General features: G+C 71.4%; 14 protein-coding genes. 5 read left to right on the plus strand and 9 right to left on the minus strand.

Features of this window, described 5'->3' with window-relative positions; translation table 11 throughout:
- Positions 1 to 16 precede the first annotated feature (16 nt).
- On the plus strand, positions 17 to 799 hold the full coding sequence (gene modA / locus HNR30_RS20200) for a molybdate ABC transporter substrate-binding protein (protein ID WP_181611459.1): 783 nt from the start codon (positions 17 to 19) through the stop codon (positions 797 to 799).
- Positions 800 to 1,052: 253 nt separating this feature from the next.
- Positions 1,053 to 2,006, plus strand: coding sequence for an AraC family transcriptional regulator (locus HNR30_RS20205; RefSeq protein ID WP_181611460.1), 954 nt, complete (start codon positions 1,053 to 1,055; stop codon positions 2,004 to 2,006).
- 404 nt (positions 2,007 to 2,410) lie between these two features.
- Here HNR30_RS20205 and HNR30_RS20210 read toward each other — a convergent pair whose 3' ends face one another.
- Positions 2,411 to 3,892: a penicillin-binding transpeptidase domain-containing protein gene (locus HNR30_RS20210; protein WP_181611461.1), complete on the minus strand. Its 1,482-nt coding sequence runs from the start codon at positions 3,890 to 3,892 to the stop codon at positions 2,411 to 2,413.
- Between the two features lie 77 nt (positions 3,893 to 3,969).
- Here HNR30_RS20210 and HNR30_RS20215 point away from each other — a divergent pair, with 77 nt between their 5' ends.
- Genes HNR30_RS20215 through HNR30_RS20225 form a run of 3 tightly spaced genes read left to right on the plus strand, consistent with a single transcriptional unit; the run spans position 3,970 to position 7,754 of the window.
- Positions 3,970 to 4,878 carry a LysR family transcriptional regulator gene (locus tag HNR30_RS20215; protein ID WP_181611462.1) on the plus strand — a complete coding sequence of 303 codons (909 nt, stop codon included), beginning with the start codon at positions 3,970 to 3,972 and terminating at the stop codon, positions 4,876 to 4,878.
- Positions 4,879 to 4,910: 32 nt separating this feature from the next.
- A complete protein-coding gene (locus tag HNR30_RS20220; RefSeq protein WP_312894525.1) occupies positions 4,911 to 5,759 on the plus strand; it encodes a serine hydrolase in 849 nt (282 codons plus the stop codon).
- A gap of 57 nt (positions 5,760 to 5,816) precedes the next feature.
- Positions 5,817 to 7,754: an acetoacetate--CoA ligase gene (locus HNR30_RS20225; protein ID WP_181611463.1), complete on the plus strand. Its 1,938-nt coding sequence runs from the start codon at positions 5,817 to 5,819 to the stop codon at positions 7,752 to 7,754.
- On the opposite strand, the gene HNR30_RS20230 is transcribed toward HNR30_RS20225, so the two are convergent.
- The 8 genes from HNR30_RS20230 to HNR30_RS47940 form a co-directional block, all read right to left on the minus strand.
- Positions 7,734 to 8,372, minus strand: coding sequence for a GNAT family N-acetyltransferase (locus HNR30_RS20230; RefSeq protein WP_181611464.1), 639 nt, complete (start codon positions 8,370 to 8,372; stop codon positions 7,734 to 7,736). The two genes, HNR30_RS20225 and HNR30_RS20230, sit on opposite strands and share 21 nt — an antisense overlap.
- Positions 8,299 to 8,682 (minus strand): STAS domain-containing protein, encoded by a 384-nt coding sequence (locus HNR30_RS20235; protein WP_181611465.1) that lies wholly within the window; start codon positions 8,680 to 8,682, stop codon positions 8,299 to 8,301. The genes HNR30_RS20230 and HNR30_RS20235 overlap by 74 nt, the downstream gene beginning before the upstream one ends.
- Before the next feature lie 57 nt (positions 8,683 to 8,739).
- Positions 8,740 to 9,477 carry a GAF and ANTAR domain-containing protein gene (locus HNR30_RS20240; RefSeq protein ID WP_181611466.1) on the minus strand — a complete coding sequence of 246 codons (738 nt, stop codon included), beginning with the start codon at positions 9,475 to 9,477 and terminating at the stop codon, positions 8,740 to 8,742.
- On the minus strand, positions 9,474 to 10,049 hold the full coding sequence (locus HNR30_RS20245; protein ID WP_246378894.1) for a GAF and ANTAR domain-containing protein: 576 nt from the start codon (positions 10,047 to 10,049) through the stop codon (positions 9,474 to 9,476). Before HNR30_RS20245 ends, HNR30_RS20240 begins: the two co-directional genes overlap by 4 nt.
- Positions 10,050 to 10,210: 161 nt before the next feature.
- Positions 10,211 to 11,593, minus strand: coding sequence for an FAD-binding oxidoreductase (locus HNR30_RS20250; protein ID WP_181611468.1), 1,383 nt, complete (start codon positions 11,591 to 11,593; stop codon positions 10,211 to 10,213).
- A gap of 99 nt (positions 11,594 to 11,692) precedes the next feature.
- A complete protein-coding gene (locus HNR30_RS20255; RefSeq protein WP_181611469.1) occupies positions 11,693 to 12,325 on the minus strand; it encodes an NUDIX domain-containing protein in 633 nt (210 codons plus the stop codon).
- A gap of 8 nt (positions 12,326 to 12,333) precedes the next feature.
- The gene (gene valS, locus HNR30_RS20260; protein ID WP_181611470.1) at positions 12,334 to 14,709 is read right to left on the minus strand and encodes a valine--tRNA ligase; all 2,376 of its coding nucleotides are present in this window, start codon (positions 14,707 to 14,709) and stop codon (positions 12,334 to 12,336) included.
- A 159-nt stretch (positions 14,710 to 14,868) separates the two neighbouring features.
- Positions 14,869 to 16,575 (minus strand): NADH-ubiquinone oxidoreductase-F iron-sulfur binding region domain-containing protein, encoded by a 1,707-nt coding sequence (locus HNR30_RS47940; RefSeq protein ID WP_246378895.1) that lies wholly within the window; start codon positions 16,573 to 16,575, stop codon positions 14,869 to 14,871.
- Between the last annotated feature and the right edge of the window lie 86 nt (positions 16,576 to 16,661).

Here is a 16,661-nt window from a genome sequence, read left to right on the forward strand (position 1 = left end):
GGTGTGAGGAGCCCCAGTGAAGCTCGGCCGTGTTCACCGATGGGCGATCGCCGCCCCCGTCGCCCTCGCGCTGGCCGTACTGTCCGGATGCGGCACGAGCGAGCCGTCCGCCGCGGGCGGACCGGCCAAGGAGCTCACCGTCTTCGCCGCCGCCTCGCTGACCGGCACGTTCACCGAGCTCGGCAAGACCTTCGAAGCCGCGCACCCCGGAGTCACGGTGAGGTTCAACTTCGGCTCCAGCGCGACGCTGGCCCAGCAGATCGTCCAGGGCGCCCCCGCCGACGTGTTCGCCGCGGCCAGCCCGGCGACCATGAAGACCGTCACCGACGCCTCCCTGGCCGCCGCCTCGCCCGCCACGTTCGTGCGCAACAAGCTGCAGATCGCGGTCCCGGCCGCCAACCCGGCCAAGGTCGACGAGCTGAAGGACCTGTCCGACCCGGCCGTGAAGGTGGCGTTGTGCGCCGAGCAGGTGCCGTGCGGCGCCGCCGCGCTCAAGGCACTGGAGGCGGCCGGGGTGAAGGTCACGCCGGTCACGCTGGAACAGGACGTGAAGGCGACGCTCACCAAGGTCGAGCTGGGCGAGGTAGACGCGGCGCTGGTCTATACGACAGACGTGATCGCGTCGGCGGGCAAGGTGACCGGCATCGCCTTCCCCGAGGCCGACAAGGCGGTCAACGACTACCCGATCGTCACGCTGTCGAAGGCTCCGGCGGCGGAACTGGCCGGGCAGTTCGTCGAGCTGGTGTTGTCGCAGCAGGGCAGGGACGTGCTGACCAAGGCGGGCTTCGAGGCTCCCTGACGGTGTGCGCCCGGAGCTCCCAAACCGCGCACTCCAGGCACCGGTTCAGGCGGCTCCCAGGCTCGGCGTCGTCCCGGTACAGGGCGACCCCCCTACGGCACCGCCCCCGTGGGGGCCGTATCGGGACGAGCCTAAGCCGGGGGAGCCCCGCACACCCATGACCAAACGCGCCAATACCCTCCAATTTGGTGCCACCATGTCAAAAGTCCTGACTTATGGCGTGATGTGCGGCGCATTGTTACGATCTCCGCCCGTGGAGGAAGCGACGGATTGCATCCTGCTGCCCAAGCTCCTGATCGAGACATCAGGCCTGGACCCCGAGCGGACAGCGGAACACGTGGGCATCCCCGGCTGGGCCATGGGCACCGACCACGCCGCGGTCGCCAGCGCCTGCTACCTGCGCACCTGGGAACTCGTCGAGCACGCCGTAGGACGCTCCGACATCGGCCTGGTGATCGCCCAGCACTACGTCGTCGGCGCGCTCGGGCTCTACGACTACCTGTTCATCACCGCGCCGACCATGGCCGAAGGCTTCGCCGCCACCGGAATGTTCATGGACACGGTGAGCACCAACTGGCATTTCGAGCCCGGCACGGAGACCGAGCAGGAGATCTCCTTCAACGTCCAGCTCAGAAGCGGCGGCGGCCGGGGCGGCGAACTGGCCATGCAGTTCGGGCTCGCCGGCGTCTTCAGCCGCGCCCGCAGGGTCACCGGCCGGCCCATCAGCCCGATCCGGGTCGCCTTCCGCCAGCGCGCGCCGCGGCACCAGGAGTCGTTCCGCGCCGCCTTCGGCTCCGGCGAGATCGAGTTCGGTGCCCCGGTCGACTCGGTCACGCTGCGCAAGGCCGACATGCGCCTGCCCTTCCTCGGAGCCGACCCGCTGCTGGGGAACATCCTGCGGCGCTATGCCGAAACCCTCACGCCGCCACCCGCCGCGACCACCTGGCTCGACCGCTTCCGCCAAACCGCCGCCGCCTCCCTCGGCGCGGGCCCGTCGTTGAACGGCGTGGCGGCACGGCTGGGGGTAAGCCCGCGCACGCTGCAGCGCCGCCTCGCGGAGGCGGGGACGACGTGGCGGGTGGAACTGGACCGGTTGAGGCGAGCGGAGTTCGAGCGGGGGCAGGGAGCGGGGGCGGCGGACCTCACGCGACGGCTGGGGTACGCGGACGCCCGCTCGTTGTCCCGCGCGGTGCGGCGGTGGCGGTAGGGCTTGGCTTCAGGGTGTGCCATTGCCTGCGCGAAGGCTGTCTTCACGCTTCCACCCGCTCCGCTCACGTGCCATCACACGTTGACGTCGTCATCGGAGTGACCTGCACCCACCCGCCGGCGTCGCATGCTTGAACAACGCCGAGATCGACCGCCGAAACCGCGCCTGCGACGACGGACCCTGCAACCGCCCGTCAAGCTCGCCCTGCTCCCGTGTGGTCCTACGCCTTGATCCGGCAATCTCCAAACAACGAAGCGCCCGGCGACACCGAATCAACGGCAACGACCGGGGGGTCCGGGGGCCGGAAGGCCCCCGGCAGGGGGTCTTGGGGGGCTGGGCCCCCCAATGAGGGGAGCCCGAGCCCGCCCCGCGCCGAAGGCGCACGACCCGCGAGGCCCATGCCGTCAGGGGAGGGTGGTGGGCAGCCCGTTGAGGAAGCGTGCCGCGATGGGTGCCGCCACCGCCGACCCCGCGCCCCCGCCCTCCACCACCACGGCGAATGCCAGATCCCCCCGGTACCCGATGAACCAGGCGTGCGACGGCGGTTCCGCCCCCGACCCGTACTCCGCCGTCCCCGTCTTGCCGGCCGTTCCGTCAGGGAAGGGCACCGAGTGCGCCGTCCCTTCTGTCACCACGGCGGGCATGAGCGACCGCAGGGCCTTGAGCACCGGCGGCTCGAGGGTGCGGGTGGCGGGCTGGTCGGCGAGGAGGTCGGCGGGCAGGAGCCGGGGCGGGCGCCAGGTGCCGTCGGCGATGGCGGCGGCGACGGCGGCCATGTTGAGCGGGCTGGCCAGCACTCTGCCCTGCCCGATGGAGGCGGAGGCGAGGTCGGTGGCGTCCTTGGGGGCCGGGAAGTCGGCTCGTACGGCGGGCACGCCGGGGTTGATGGGCACGCCGAATCCGAAGTCCCCGGCGACCTTGGCCAGCCGCGAGGCGCCGAGGTCGGCGACGGTCATGGCGCCGAAGGTCGTGTTGCACGAGTGCGCGAACGCGTCGCGGAAGGGCAGTGTGCCGTAGTCGCGGAATTTGGCGTTGTGGAACGGGAAGCCGCCGATGTTCTGCTCGGCCGGGCATTGCACGGTCTGTTCGGCGGAGACGCCGTCGGCGACGAGGGCGGAGGCGGTGACGACCTTGAAGGTCGATCCGGGCGGGTATTTGCCCATCAGCGCCCGGTCGAAGCCGCCCCGGTTGTTGACCACTGCGAGGATCTCGCCGGTCGACGAGCGCAGGGCGACGAGGGAGGCGGGTGCGTCCACGTCCTCCAGGGCTCGGGCTCCGGCGCGGTGCACGCGCAGGTCGAGTGTGGTGCGGATGGACGGGCGATTCTTGACGGAGGTGGCGGCGAGGGTCCTGACCAGCCGGTCGCCCTGGTAGACGGCCAGCCGCGAGCTGCTGGCGCCGCCGTCTTCGTCCTTCAGCCCGGCGACGATCTGCTGGACCGATCCCGGGACGTCGCCCGTGTCGATCCTGGCTCCGGTGGCCGACAGGATGGGCACCTTCTCCTGCGAGGTGAGCAGCCGCAGGCGCCGTCCCGGCTTGAGGTCGGGCTGGATGGTGGCGGGTGTCCAGGACACCTTCCAGGTGCGGTCGTGCTCGATGAGGGTCAGCTTGTGCGTGTAGGAGAGCGTGCCGACGCGTGCGGTGAAGGCGCCGTCGGCTCCTGCTTCGATGGTCATCTTCGGCAGCCCCCGGTGCCAGGGGACGAAGTCGGCGGGTGGCTCGGCCACCAGGGCCTTCATCGCCGGATAGTCTCGCCGCCCCCAGGCCGACAGGTAGGCGGCGGCGGTCTCCTCGGGGGATCCTTCGGTCCTGGTGAACCATACGACCCCCGCGGCGGCGACCAGAGGCACCACCAGCCCTGCTGCGATGTAACGTCCCTTCCCCATGACCCCAGAGGACACCAGAGACCGGACATTGATGTCCAATATCGATATCAGCCCCAGAGTCATATAAAAATGGATATATGGACCTGGTCAGGCACCTCCGCTACTTCGTGGTCGTCGCCGAGGAACTGCACTTCGGCAACGCCGCGATCCGGCTCGGCATGGCCCAGCCGCCCCTCAGCCAGCGCATCAAGCGCCTCGAGACCGAGCTCGGCACCCGCCTGTTCGACCGCTCCGCCCGCCAGGTGCGCCTGACGGAGGCCGGCAGGCTCCTGCTCGGCGAGGCGCGCGAGATCGTCGCCCGCGTCGACCGGCTCAAGGAGCTGGCGCGCACCGGCGAGGGCACGGTGCTCAAGGTCGGTGTGCCGCCCGACCTGGCCGCCGCCGTGATCGCCGAGCTGGTGGCGGCCTTCCGCGAGGACAACCCGGAGGTACGGCTGGCGCCGGTGGAGCTGTGGACGGCCGAGCAGGTCGCGGCGCTGGCCGACGGGACGATCGACGCGGGCCTGGTCAGGCATCCGATCACCGCGGCGGGCCTGGGCTTCGGCCCGGCGCTGGTCCAGGTGCCCGGCGTGCTGCTGGCGGAGCAGGACCCGCTGGCGCGCTTCCGCGAGGTGCACCTGGCCGACCTGGCGGGGCGCGATCTGCTCATGCCTCCCGAGGACGGGCTGCTCGCGGAGACCCTGGCCGAGTGCCGCCGGCGCGGGTTCGTGCCCGCCCAGCTCCACCACGGTGTCGGGCTCGGGCTGGTGCTGGCGGGGGCGGCGGTGTCGTTCGGTGCTCCCGCCCAGGTGCCGGGGCTGGCGTGGCGACCGCTGCTCGGCTCGCCGCTCGCGTGGCGGGTCTCTACCGCCTGGCGTGCGGAGACGCCTATGATCGCCCAGTTCGCGGCGGCAGCCGTACGGACCTTGAAAGGCAGGGCCGGGATGAGCGATGAGGGTTCCGCGCCCGCGCGGCGGGTCAGCGGCCGTCCGGGGTTCCTGTCGTGAGCCTCGGAAGGGATGGGGCCGGGGTTTCCGTCGTGAACCTCGAAAGGGAGTTCCGGATGGCCGGGGTCGACGGCTGGCTGCACGCCGTCGATCTCGACAGCGGCGCGCAGGTGGGGCACGGGCCCGACACGCCCGTGGTCACAGCCTCGATCTTCAAGGTGCCGCTGCTGGTCGAGCTGGCCAGGCAGGCCGACGCGGGCGTGCTCGACTGGGCCGAGCAGGTCACCGTCACCGACGCCGACCGGGTCTTCGGCCCGACCGGGGTCTCTGCCTTCCTCGACGACGCCACGCTGTCGCTGCGCGACCTGGCCCTGCTGATGATCGCGCTGAGCGACAACACCGCCGCCGACCTGCTGCTGGCCAGGGTCGGAGCGGACCGGGTCAACGCCATGCTGGACGGCTTCGGGTTCACCGGGACACGCGTGGTGTCGGGCGCGGCCGGGCTGTTCCAGAGCACGGTCGAGGACGTGGGCAGGGCCTGGCCGGTGGTCGATCCGGAGGAGGTCGCCAGGCTCCGGGTCCTGGACCCGGCGCAGACCAACCGCAGCACGCCCCGGGAGTGCACGGGCCTGCTCGAACTCATCTGGACCGACCGTGCCGCCTCTCCGGAGCGGAGCGCCTGGATGCGCACGGTGCTGGGCCGCCAGGTCTGGCCGCACCGGCTGGCCTCCGGATTCCCGTACGACGATGTGGGCGTCTCGGGCAAGACAGGCACGCTGCCGACGGTGCGCAACGAGATCGGCGTGGTGGAGTACCCCGACGGGGGCAGGTACGCGGTGGCGGTCTTCACGCGTGCGCATTCCACGGCCTACAACCAGCCGAGGGCCGACGCGGTCATCGGTACGGCGGCGCGTATGGCGGTGGACCACCTACGTGGGTAACCCGATATGTGTGCCCCCATGATGACTTCGCACGAAGGGCAGGCCAGGATGGGACATATGGTTGCTGAAGGCGAGCTGCTCTGGGAGCCCACGGAAGAGGCCGTCGCGCAGGCCAGGATCACGCGCTACTTCCAGGCGCGCGGCCTGAGCGACTACGAGCAGGCATGGCAGTGGTCCGTGGACGATCCAGAGACGTTCTGGAGCTCCATCTGGGACCACTTCGACGTGATCGGTGAGCGTGGTGACGGGCCCGTCATCACTGGGACGATGCCCGCGGCCGAATGGTTCACCGGCAGTAGCCTCAATTACGCCGAGAACGCGCTCCGTCACCGTGAGGGCAAGGCGGTCGTCTTCCGGTCCGAGCACGGCGTACGGCAGGAGCTGTCCTGGCAGGAGTTGCGCGGCGAGGTCGCCCGGGTGCGCACCGGCCTGGTCAAGCTGGGTGTCGGCCGCGGTGACCGGGTCGCCGCCTACCTGCCGAACATCCCGCAGGCGCTTGTCGCGTTCCTGGCCACCGCCTCCTTGGGGGCGATCTGGTCGGCGGCCTCGCCCGACTTCGGCGTGCCCAGCGTGGTCGACCGGTTCACCCAGATCGAGCCCAAGGTCCTCATCGCCGTCGACGGCTACCACTACAACGGCAGGAGCTTCGACCGCTCGCAGGCCGTCCACGACATCGCCGCGGCGCTTCCGTCGTTGCGCGCGACCGTCTGGATCCCGTACCTGACGGCCGCCGAGGAGCACCGCCCGCCGCAGCAGGCCGAGCCGGCGCCCGGTCACGGCTCGGCGCTGCCCAGCGGCGAGGTCATCGGCTGGGAGGGGCTGCGCCAGGAGGAGGGGCCGCTGGAGTTCGAGCGCGTGCCCTTCGGCCACCCCTTGTGGATCGTGTACTCCAGCGGCACCACCGGCCTGCCCAAGCCGATCGTGCACGGCCACGGCGGCGTGGTGCTCGAACACGTCAAGGCGCTCAGCTTCCACCAGGATCTGGGCGAGGGCGATGTGTTCTTCTGGTACACCACCACCGGCTGGATGATGTGGAACTACCTCGTCGGCGCCCTGCTGGTGGGAGCGGTTCCGATCCTCTACGACGGGGCTCCGGGCGACCTGTGGGCGCTGGCGCGCGAGGAGGGCGTCAGCTACATGGGCGTCGGCGCGCCGTACATCCTGGCCTGCATGAAGTCCGGCGCCAAGCCCGACGGGCTGCGGCTGCGCGGGCTGGGCTCCACCGGCTCGCCGCTGCCGCCCGAGGGCTTCGCCTGGGTGGCCGAGAACCTTCCCGGCGTGCCGGTCGGCTCGTTCTCCGGCGGCACCGACGTCTGCACCGGCTTCGTCGGCTGGACGCCGCTGCACCCGGTGCGCGCGGGTGTCATCTCGTGCCGGTCGCTGGGCGCGCGCGTCAAGTCCCTCGACCCGTCGGGCAAGCCGGTGATCGGCGAGGTGGGGGAGCTGGTGGTGACGCGGCCCATGCCGTCGATGCCGGTCATGTTCTGGAACGACCCCGACGGGTCGCGCTATCGCGACAGCTACTTCGACGTCTACCAGGGGATCTGGCGGCACGGCGACTGGATCAAGATCAACGACGACGGCTCGTGCGTCATCTACGGCCGCTCGGACTCCACGCTCAACCGCGGCGGCGTGCGCATGGGCACCAGCGAGTTCTACCGGGTCGTCGAGCGCTTCCCCGAGATCGCCGACTCGCTCGTCATCGACACCGGCCAGCTCGGTCAGGACGGCAGGCTGCTGCTCTACGTGACCATGGTCGAGGGCGCCACGCTCAGGGACGACCTGGTCATGACCCTGCGCCGCACCCTGCGCGAGGAACTGTCGCCGCGGCACGTGCCCGACCAGATCATCGAGGTGCCCGGCATCCCGCGCACCCTGTCGGGCAAGAAACTGGAGGTGCCGGTGAGGAAGATCCTGCTCGGCACCCCCGTGGAGGAGGCGGCCAACCGGGACGCGATGGCCAATCCCGACGTTCTACGCTTCTTCCGCCCCTAGGAACGGCAGGCACGCCTCCAGGCCGTGGATCTCGATGTCCGGCCTGGGGGTCCAGTCCTGCACGGCAAGGCGGAACAGCCTGACGTTGACGCGCCTGCCCTGCCGGTTGTGGGTGCGCATGCCGTCCTCGTGGTAGCCGAGCTTGCGGGTCACTCCCAGCGAGGCCAGGTTGTCCTCGAAGACGTCGGTGGTGGCGTAGTCGGCCTTCAGCCCGGCGAAGGCCAGGTGGAGGATGGCGCCGCGCATCTCGGTGCCGATGCCCTGCCCCTGGAACCTCCTGCCGATCCACGAGCCCGACAGCACCTCCTTGCGCACGGCGAAGTCGGAGGCGGTCAGGCCCTGGAAGCCGATGGCCCGGCCGTCGTGGACGACGGCCAGTTCCAGGCTCCAGTCCTCGGGCGTGACGCCGCCCCACAGGCGGAACTGGTGCTGGATCACGCTGAGTGCCCGCTTGCCCGGCGTGGTGTCGCTCCACGGGAAGGTGAAGGGCATGAATCCCGGCTCGTGCACTCCCTCGGCGGCCACGTCGGCGATCTGCTCGAGGTCATCGAGGCTCGGGAACCGCAACTCCAGCCGAGGCGTGGTGAGCTTCAGATCGAACAGAGGGAAGTGCCGCATTGGTGAAGTGTGCCAGGTCAGTCCACCTGTAGGCGAAATGATTATGCATGCGCGTCAGCTCCAGCAGCCGCATCACGGACGGCGCCGGGTCGAGCAGGAGCAGGCTCTCGGTCCTGTGCGCGATCCGCACCAGCGCCGTCAGCCCGGCCGCGTCCATGAAGGTGACGTGCGAGAGCGACAGTCTGATGTGCCGCGCCCTGGTGGCCGCGACCACCATCATCAAATGGCTGGTCGAGGAGACGTCGAACTCCCCCGCCACCAGCAGCAACGCCGTGTCGTCGACGCTGTGGATCTCAATGCGAAGGCCCATGGCCGCTCCAGACATGCCGTTGGCGGAAGGCCGCCGGGGTCTGGAGCGGTTGGTCGGTCAGGTATTGCTGTCTGTAGTCGTACCAGGTTGCGGAGCGCGCTGCCACCCCTTCCCCTCGATCACCGCGAGAGCGATGTCCGAGAGGCGGTGGTTGCCGCTCCTGGCGAAGCGGCGCAGCTCTTCGAAGGCGGCGTCCACGGTGGTGTCCATCCGTTCCGCCAGGACACCCTTGGCCTGCTCGATGACGACGCGGCTGTGCAGGGCGTGCTGGAGCTGCTCGGCCACCAGCTCGCGCTGCCTGGCCGTACGCTCCTGCAGGATCCCGATCGTCGCCACGTCGGCCAGCGCCTGCGCGATGCGCACCTCGGTCTCTCCGAGGGGCGCCGGCGAGGCGCGGAAGAGGTTGAGCGCGCCGATCACGGAGCCCTGGTGCCTCATGGGCAGCGCGCACACCGAGGCGAAGCCCGCCCGCTGGGCCGCCCGCGAGAACGAGGGCCAGCGCCTGGGCTCGGTCGCGGTGAAGTCGACCCGCTGGCCGCTGCGATAACACTCGACGCACGGCCCCTCGTCGGCCTGCAGCTGGAACAGTTCCAGCACCCTGGCCTGCTCGGAGGAGGCGGCGACGAGCTGCAGGCGTTCGCGGTTGCCCGCCAGCAGCAGTCCCGCCGCGTCGACCGCCAGCAACGAAACGCAGTGGCCGGTGAGGCCTTCGAGGAAGTCGATGACGTCGAAGTCCTCGACGAGCGTGTCGGCCAGGCCCACGAAGGCGTCGGCCAGTTCGGCGTCCCTGCTCATGACCGGCCTCCTTCCGTGAATCTCAGGCGGCGCTCCAGCACCCTGCGCGACACCTCCGACAGGCGCATCTCGTGCTCGCGCGCGTACTGACGCAGGTGCACGAAGGCCTGTTCCAGGCTGACCCCCAGCTGGACCGAGACCATCCCGGTGGCCTGGTGGGTCTCGATGGCGCCGGTGTCGGCCTCGGGGTAGTAGGCGGCGCCCGACAACATCACCTCGAGCAGCCCGCCGGCCAGCCCGAGTGCCTGGCCCCAGGCCCAGCGCGACAACCCTCCCGGCCTGGTTCGATACAGGGAGACCCCGCCGAGCCGGATGGCTCCCTCACGGAGTGGCAAGACGAAAACGGCGCGTACCCCGCTGCCGAGCGCCCCCAGGGTGAAATCGGGCCAGCGGGTCTGGAAATGGGTGAGGTCGAGGTCCGTCGCCGCCACCGGGCCTCCGGTGCGCCAGGCGTCGAGTGCCGGTCCCTCACCGAGCGTCGACTGCATGTCCTCCAGCCGGTCGGCCAGATCGTCGCTGCTGTAGAGCAGCGACAGGGACTGGCCACCCACCCACGCGGCCACGGCGTCCATGCCGAGCGCATCTTGGGCCGTGGCGCACAGGCGAGAGATCACAGCTTGCTCGGCAGCACCGACCGCGACTGTCATTGACCCCGCCTCGTCCCGCTTCTCCTCCTGACCGGACGTTGATTGATTGACCGTCATGACCATCACGACTGCCCTGAAATGCGGGTTCAGAACCCCTGGGGCAGCCGGAACAGGCGATCGGGGTCGTAGGCGGCCTTCACCTGGGCCAGTCGCGCGGCGTTGCGGCCGTAGTAGGCGGTGCGCCAGGAGGCCAGGTCGGGATCGATGTAGTTGACGTACGCGTGGTCGCCCAGGTGCGGGGAGAGCGCCCCGTGCACCCCGCGCACCCAGCTCCGGTCGCGGCCCGGCGCGTAGTACTGCACGCTGAACAACGCCTGCCGGTGCGGGAAGGCCGTCGCTCCCTCGGGGACACGGGCGACGGCGCCGCCCATCGCGTCGAGCAGGACGGTGTGGCGGCCCTTCCTGGCCACCCAGGCGACCAGGGCGTCCACGCCCGCCGCCGGGATCCTGCGGTAGGCGAAGTGCGACTTGGCGGTGAAGGCCTCGCGCGACAGCCGCCCGTCGCGCGTCTGGCCGGGCAGGTGGCACTGGGAGACCGACAGCCCCGAGCAACCCGCCATGATCATCATCGCGTCGTGGTGCGTCGTCTGCCGGACCAGGCGTGACGACGGGGCGCCCAGCCGGTCGGTCAGCGGCTTGAGCAGGGGGGCCAGCCCGGCCTGCGTGCCCAGGAAGAGCCCGCCGATCTGCACGTCGAGGCCGCCGGTGTCGCGCGACAGGTGCAGGTTGGCCCACAACGCGTCGGGCGCGGCGGGCGCCCACGACTGCCAGGCCCTGACCGCCTGCGCGGCCTTCTTCCACGGCCAGTGCAGGAAGAACGCGGTGACCTGCGCGGTCTGGTGGGCCAGGAAGGTGAAGGAGACGGCGACTCCCACATTGCCGCCGCCCCCACCCCTGCACGCCCAGAACAGCTCCGCGTGGTGCTGGGCGTCGCACGTCAGGAGCCGCCCGTCGGCGGTGACGATCTGCACCGACTCCAGGGCGTCACAGGTCAGTCCGTACTTGCGGGCGACGACGCCGATGCCGCCGCCGAGCGTCAGCCCGCTCACGCCCACGGTCGGGCAGGTCCCGGCGGGGATGCTCACGCCGTGGCGGGCGAGCTTGCCGTAGACGTCGACGAGCTTGGCGCCCGCTCCGACGGTCGCGCGGCCGTCGCGGTAGGTGACGCCGTTCATCCGGGACACGTCGACGACCAGGCCGGGGCCGGTGGACCAGCCCGCGTAGGAGTGGCCGCCCGACCTCGGGTGCACGGCGAGCTGGTTCTTGCGGGCGAAGGCCAGGCAGGCCGAGACGTCGGAGGCCCCGGCGCAGTAGGCGACGCCGCCGGGCCGTACGGAGTCGAAGGCCGGGTTGAACAGCCTGCGGGCGCCGTCGTAGGCCCGGTCGCCAGGGCGCACGAGGGTGCCCTTGAGAGTACGGCCCAGCCCCGCCCAGTCGGGCGGAGGCGCGAAGGACAGCAGCGGGGCCAACGCCGCAGATTGCAGGAAAAGCCGTCGATCCACGCATGTGAGACGGGCGAGTGCCCCATGAGGTTGGGTCACAGATGTGTCACCGACGCGGACACCACCTCAGCGGCGGGTCCACACCGGCTGGCGGAAGTGCGCCACCCTCGACTCGTCCGCCGCCCGCCCCAGCAGCACGACCTCGCGGAACTGCCACAGGATCGCGCCCGTCGGCGCGTGGATGCGCATGTCCGGCGCGAGCCACATCTGCAGCAGCGGCGGACCGTCTGGCAGGTCCACCCACTTCGGCACGTCGTCGGCCGCCAGCCGCTCCAGCGGCACCCGGTGCGCCGAGTGCACCTCCTGCGGGTCGGGCCGCAGCGGCTGGGCGACGGCGGGCACGGCGACGATCGGCGTGATCGCGAAGCCCGACGCCGCCGGGAAGTCGTCGAGCCTGCCCACCACGTCGGCGGGCCCGGCGACGAGGCCGAGCTCCTCCTCCAGCTCGCGCAGCGCCGCCCGCTCCGGCGGCTCGCCCGGCTCGGCCCTGCCGCCCGGCAGCCCCCACTGGCCGGCGTTGCGGCCGCGATAGGCGCGCTTGATGACGACCACGCAGGGCGAGCCGTCGTCGCCCGGCACCACGCACAACACCACCGCCGCGGCCCGCATGCCGGGCGCGCTCTCCAGGGTCGTGTGCTCGTAACCGGCGAGCCGTTCGCGAGCGGCCCGGCGGAACTCGGTCACTCGCGAGGGCGTCATGCCGCCGATCATCCCTGATCGGTCACCGATCGCGCATCCCGCGCCTCGATCACGGGGATCGCGGTCAGGACCAGGTCGCCGATGCGTCCCGCCGCGCGCAGGTCATCGCCGACCTGGGCGAACCTGGCCAGCTGTCCGGCCGTGCCGTACAGCTCGAAGCGGTCGAGGCCCGCCCTGAGCGACAGCTTGCGCGCGGACTTCTCGCCGCGGATGGCCGACAGCGCCGCCCCCGCCGCCGCCAGCAGCTCCGCGTCGCCGCCCGCCGGCAGCTCGCCGGCGGCGGGCCAGCTCGCCAGGTGGATCGAGCCCTCCCGCCACCACGACCAGACCTCCTCCGTCACGTACGGCAGGACGGGCGCGAGCAGCCTGAGCACCACCGACAGGGCGGTGCGCAGCGTGGAGACCGCCGAGGCGTCGCCCGCGTAGGCGCGCTCCTTGACCAGCTCCAGATAGTCGTCGCAGAACGACCAGAAGAACCGCTCGGAGACCTCCAGAGCCGTGGTGTAGTCGAAGGACTCGAAGGCGTCCGTGGCCCGCTCCACGACCTGGCGCAGCGCGGCGAGCAGGGCCAGGTCGAGGGGCCGCGACGGCTTCCCGCCCGCGTCCTCGAACGACAGGATGAAACGCCCCGCATTGAGGATCTTGGTCGCGAGCCTGCGCCCGACCTTCATCTGGCTCTCGTCGAAGGGCGTGTCCATGCCCGGCCGCGCACCCGCCGCCCGCCACCGCACCGCATCGGTGCCGTACCTCTCCAGCACCCCGATCGGCGTCGTGGCGTTGCCCGCGGACTTGCTCATCTTCCTGCGGTCGGGGTCGACCACCCATCCGGAGATCATCGAGCTCCTCCAGGGCAGCGCGCCGTGCTCGAAGTGTGCCCGCAGCACCCTGCCGAACAGCCACGTGCGGATGATCTCGTGCGCGTGCGTGTTGAGATCCATCGGGAAGGTGCGCGCGAACAGGTCGGGATCGCGCTCCCACCCGCACACGATCTGCGGCGTCAGGCCCGAGGTGGCCCAGGTGTCCATCACGTCGGGATCGGCCGCGAAGCCGTACGGCACGCCGCGCTGCTCCTCGGTGAAACCCTCGGGCACGTCGAGGTGGGGGTCGACCGGCAGCCTCGACTCCTCGGGCAGGATCGGCCGGTCGTGGATCGGCTCGCCGTCGGCGTCGAGGGGGTACCAGACGGGGAAGGGCACGCCGAACCAGCGCTGGCGGCTGATCAGCCAGTCGCCGTTGAGGCCGTCGACCCAGTTCTCGTAGCGGTGGCGCATGAACTCCGGCGCCCACCCCAGCTCGCGGCCCCTGGCCTTCAGCGTCGCGCGCAGCTCCGGGTCGCGCCCGCCGTTGCGCAGGTACCACTGGCGGCTCGTGACGATCTCCAGCGGGAGCTCGCCCTTCTCGTAGAACTTCACCTGGTGAGTGATCGGGCGCGGCTCCGCGAGCCCGAGCTCCTCGACGATGCGCTTCCTGGCCTGCTTGGCCGTCAGCCCTTCATGAGGGGTGCCGGGCAGGAACCGCCCGTCCCTGCCCATGATCGCGCGGACCGGCAGGTCCAGCTCGCGCCACCAGATCACGTCCGTCACGTCGCCGAACGTGCAGACCATGGCCAGCCCGGTGCCCTTGTCAGGATCGGCCAGGTGGTGGCTCAGGACCGGCACCTCGTACCCGTACAGGGGGACGGTCGCCGTCGTGCCGTACACGTCCTGGTATCGCGGGTCGTCCGGGTGCCCGACCAGCGCGACGCACGCCGGCAGCAGCTCGGGCCTGGTCGTGTCGATCTCCAGGTCGCCGAATCTGATCCGGTGATAGGCGCCGGGCCGCTCGCGGTCCTCCAGCTCCGCCTGGGCGACCGCCGTCTGGAAGGTGACGTCCCACAACGTGGGCGCCTCCGCCTGGTAGGCCTCGCCCCTGGCCAGGTTGCGCAGGAACGCCAGCTGCGAGACCCGCGCGGAGGCGGGGCCCACGGTCGTGTAGAGGTGGTCCCAGTCGACCGACAGGCCCAGCCTGCGCCACAGCGCCTCGAAGGCCGCCTCGTCCTGGGCGATCAGCTCGTGGCACAACTCCACGAACTTCGTCCGGCCCACCTCGGCCGGCGTGATGCCGTAGTGGTTCTGCACGCGACGCTCGGTGGGCAGGCCGTTGTCGTCCCAGCCCATCGGGTAGAAGACCGCGTAGCCGCGCATGCGCTTGTAGCGGGCGATCAGGTCGGTGTGGGTGTAGGAGAACACCTGGCCCGCGTGCAGCGAGCCGGAGGCGGTGGGGGGAGGGGTGTCGATGGAGTAGACACGCTCGCGCGGCTGGGAGCGGTCGAAACGGTAGGTTCCCTGGCTCGCCCAGCGGTGGTTCCACTTGGCTTCGAGGCCGTCAAGGGATGGCTTGTCCATGGTTGTTCCATGTGGGAAGGCACGCCGGTCGGGCGTGAAAGGATCGGGGACGCGAAGGCGGCGCCTATCGGCGCACGGCTACTCGCGCCCGGGCGTTGCCGAGGCGCTGCACGCGTGTGAACGATCCTTGAGCCATCGGCATCAGGATAGCCGATGGCTCTAAGCCAGGCGGAGGGCGAGCGCGGGGCACATCTCGACGGCACGGCGGGCCTCCTTCGCCATCCAGCCGGGCACCGTACGGAACGACGGATAGCCGAACTCGTCCAGGTCGACGAACTCCGGCAGCAGGTGCGCGCAGAGCCCGTGCCCCTCGCAGCGGGTCCAGTCGACGTCGAGCCGGTAGCTGGGCTCGTCCGACGACTCGGGCAGGGGCAGCACCCCGCGCACGGGCCGGCCGCAGGTGCCCGACTCCAGGTGGGCGGCGACGTCGTCGGCGAAGGCGTCGAGGGCCGACAGGACGAAGCGCGCGGTGCCGTCGGGGTGGAAGCAGGCTCCACGCCGCTCGACGGCCCGTACGGCACGCCGCACCGAGTCGGACGAGCCGTGCCCCTCGCACAACGCGACCAGCGCGCGGGCGACCTCGGGCAGGCCCATCCTGCAGGGCCCGCACTGCCCGGACGACTGGGCGGCCAGGTAGGCGGCCACCCGGGTGGTCTCGCCCAGCGGGCAGGTGTCGGAGCCGAGGGGGACGATGATGCCCGCGCCCAGGGTGGCGCCCGCGGCCTCCAGCCCGAGACGGGAGATCTCGACGCCGGGCGGCGGTGGCGCCTGCGGTGACGCCTGAGGGAGCGCGGGGAACGGGTCGGTGGGCGCCTGCGACAGCGCGGGGAAGGGGCCGGTGACGGGGGCGGGGAAAGGGTCGGTAACAGGGGCGGGGAAGGCTCCCGTCACCGGGGCGGGGAAGGGTCCCGTCACCGGGGCGGGGAAGGGTCCCGTCACCGGGGCGGGGACGAGGGAGAGTACGGCGGGGGCCGGAAGTGGCGGCTCGCTCACCGCCGATGGGGGCCCGACCGCCGATCCCGGCAGCCACGAGCCGTGGTAGCCCCCCATGAGCACCCCGTCGCCCGCCTCCAGCGAACACAACTCCAGCACCGCGGCCAGCGGCGTGCCGTACGGCACCTCGACCACGTGCGTGCCGCCGACGGTCAGCAGCGTGGTGCCGGGCTCGCGCGAGGTCCCCACCGAGGCGTAGCCCTCCACGCCGTGCTCGGCCAGGATCGCCAGCTGGGCGAAGGTCTCGGCGTTCGACAACAACGTGGGCAGCCCGTCCACCCCGGCGGTCGCCGCGCGGCGTTTGCGCCCCGGAGGCGAGGCGTCCAGCCCGTTGACCCCGCGCACGAGCGCCCCGCCCTCACCGGTGATGAACCGCTCGGGCAGGCCGACGACGCGGATCGGCAGATGGGATTCCGCGGCCCCGGCCACGCTGGCGGCGCGGCGCTCGGCGACGGCCGCCTCGACGGAGGCCAGGGGCACGCTGCCGGCGGCGACGGCGACGACCACCTCGCGCGCGTGCAGCGACTCGGCCGCCAGGACCGCGCCGTCGAGCACCAGGTGCGGGGTGCGCACCAGGAGCATCGCGTCCTTGCAGCTGGCGGGCTCACCCTCGGCGGCGTTGACCAGGACGACGCTCTCGCGCGAGCCCGCGGAGACGGCGCGGAGCTTGCGCCCGAAAGGGAAGGCGGCGCCCCCGCGCCCGCGCAGATCCACCTCGTCGACCTGGGCGATGAGGTTCGTCAGGTCGCGTGGCGCGGGGGTGCCGTGCAGGGTGCGGTGAGCCGGCAGGTCCAGCCGGCGGCAGTGGTCCAGCCCGGCGGTGAGGCGGGCGGGCCCGATGCGCAGGACGGGCGGGACTCGGTGGGGGATCATCGAATCTCCTTGGGTATAGAACCGCTGGGCTCCACCGCGAATCGAACAAAGATGCGATAACTGCTTGATCGCCCAGTAGAATCTGA

This window comes from Nonomuraea soli, assembly GCF_013761175.1.
Classification (GTDB): domain Bacteria; phylum Actinomycetota; class Actinomycetes; order Streptosporangiales; family Streptosporangiaceae; genus Nonomuraea; species Nonomuraea soli.

What these genes read in the sequence shown, in the direction of transcription:
- HNR30_RS20215 (WP_181611462.1), top strand. Translation starts at nt 3,970, where the DNA reads ATGGACCTGGTCAGGCACCTCCGCTACTTCGTGGTCGTCGCCGAGGAA.
- HNR30_RS20210 (WP_181611461.1), bottom strand. Translation starts at nt 3,892, where the DNA reads ATGGGGAAGGGACGTTACATCGCAGCAGGGCTGGTGGTGCCTCTGGTC.
- valS (WP_181611470.1), bottom strand. Translation starts at nt 14,709, where the DNA reads ATGGACAAGCCATCCCTTGACGGCCTCGAAGCCAAGTGGAACCACCGC.
- HNR30_RS20225 (WP_181611463.1), top strand. Translation starts at nt 5,817, where the DNA reads ATGGTTGCTGAAGGCGAGCTGCTCTGGGAGCCCACGGAAGAGGCCGTC.
- HNR30_RS20230 (WP_181611464.1), bottom strand. Translation starts at nt 8,372, where the DNA reads ATGCGGCACTTCCCTCTGTTCGATCTGAAGCTCACCACGCCTCGGCTG.
- HNR30_RS20255 (WP_181611469.1), bottom strand. Translation starts at nt 12,325, where the DNA reads ATGACGCCCTCGCGAGTGACCGAGTTCCGCCGGGCCGCTCGCGAACGG.
- HNR30_RS47940 (WP_246378895.1), bottom strand. Translation starts at nt 16,575, where the DNA reads ATGATCCCCCACCGAGTCCCGCCCGTCCTGCGCATCGGGCCCGCCCGC.
- HNR30_RS20245 (WP_246378894.1), bottom strand. Translation starts at nt 10,049, where the DNA reads ATGGACGCCGTGGCCGCGTGGGTGGGTGGCCAGTCCCTGTCGCTGCTC.
- HNR30_RS20235 (WP_181611465.1), bottom strand. Translation starts at nt 8,682, where the DNA reads ATGGGCCTTCGCATTGAGATCCACAGCGTCGACGACACGGCGTTGCTG.
- HNR30_RS20240 (WP_181611466.1), bottom strand. Translation starts at nt 9,477, where the DNA reads ATGAGCAGGGACGCCGAACTGGCCGACGCCTTCGTGGGCCTGGCCGAC.